At 34.1% G+C, this 1387-nt stretch carries 1 protein-coding gene and 1 pseudogene; both read left to right on the top strand.

What is annotated here, in order from left to right:
* Positions 1-417, top strand: a pseudogene (locus SPD53_RS19745) (PRD domain-containing protein); the annotation flags it as partial.
* 281 nt (positions 418-698) lie between these two features.
* Positions 699-1387, top strand: a 689-nt coding sequence (locus SPD53_RS19740) for a nucleotidyltransferase (protein ID WP_336253578.1), incomplete at its 3' end; no start/stop codon positions are given.

Below are 1387 nucleotides of genomic sequence, written 5' to 3'. Positions count from 1 at the left end.
ATATAGAGTTGCCAATAGAAGAAGCAGCAAACATTGCTTTCCATTTAATTAACGCTCATGGGACGGAATCAAAAGACTCCATGAAAACTGCCAAAATGATAGGAATTATTGTAAATCTAGTTAGGTATACATTGAATATAAACATAGATAAGGAAAATATCCATTATATTCGCTTTATTACTCATGTAAAGTTTTTTGTAGAACGCTATTTTGCGGACCAGATGCTAGAGAACGATGATAATATATTATTTGAGCAGATTGCCAACCTATATCCTGAGGCAATGAATGGAGCATTTAAGATTAAAGAATATAGAATATATTTATCAATTATATGAAAAAAATATACCAAATGATGAACTAACATATTTGGCCGTGCATATTCATAGGTTGTTGTCGTATGATCAGTTAAGTGAGTAAACAAATAGAAACAATATTGAGAGTGTAAACTAAGCAGTGTAAGTAGAGAGTATAACTCTTTCTTCGCAACTTAATTTACACTCTTTCTATATACAGGAAGTAATTGGTGAGGTTATTTCCATGGATAATGTAGACTGTAGAATTGGAAAAGAAATAGTCTTCCATGAAGTTTTTTCTCGAATAATTGAAACTTAGTAGCCTGATAATCGTAAATAATAGAGAAATCTTGTTTACAATGGAATCAGGGTGGTGAGATCATCAGGAATTTATCTTCATATGTCATGCTTTTTGGAATTTTTGTAGTTGCTTTTACTGGCAACTGGGTGATCGGAAATTATGATAAGGTGTCCAATTATCCTAAGGAGACATACATGGCATTTGCTTTTGGATGGGGCAGTATTATTTGCGCGTATATCATGAATAAATTGTCTACATACAATCTAGATGAGGAAAAAAAGGATAACAGGAATTTGATCAATAAATGGGAACGCCAAGGAATTCCCTTTAATAAATGGATAATCGGGATTGTCATTGTAGTGCTTGTTGGTGCTGGATTTCATAGCTGGTCCCTCGTTTTCAAGTTATTTTGGTTGTTTCTTTTTATCGGTATCGTTTTTATCGGTTTTCTGTATGTGATGATGGGGGAAAGAGTGGAGGAACCGGATGGCCTCGATTTTACAGGGAAATCCAAAAAATTTCTCGATTTTGTCGACTATCGGCGACATCCATTTACCATTTCACTGATTCTATTCAGTCTTGTGATCGTGAGCTTTTTATTAAGTAAGCAACAAGATATTCCAATGAACTTAGAGGTCGGTGGCAACCCTAGATATGTAATTTCTCTACCGACTATTGCGTTTTTGACGTCGGGTTTAATGGTTGTCAGTAGTTATATCTATATTATAAATAACGGTGATATTTTTGGTATTCGCAAAGCTGAACAAAACGGTTTGAAAGTATTGCAAATCCA

Origin of the sequence: Oceanobacillus sp. MO10714A (assembly GCF_037072045.1) — a bacterium.
In the GTDB taxonomy this organism is placed as follows: Bacteria; Bacillota; Bacilli; order Bacillales; family Amphibacillaceae; genus Oceanobacillus; species Oceanobacillus indicireducens.
The sequence above is the reverse complement of the archived record's forward strand: the minus strand, read 5'-3'. Positions and strand labels throughout refer to the sequence as shown.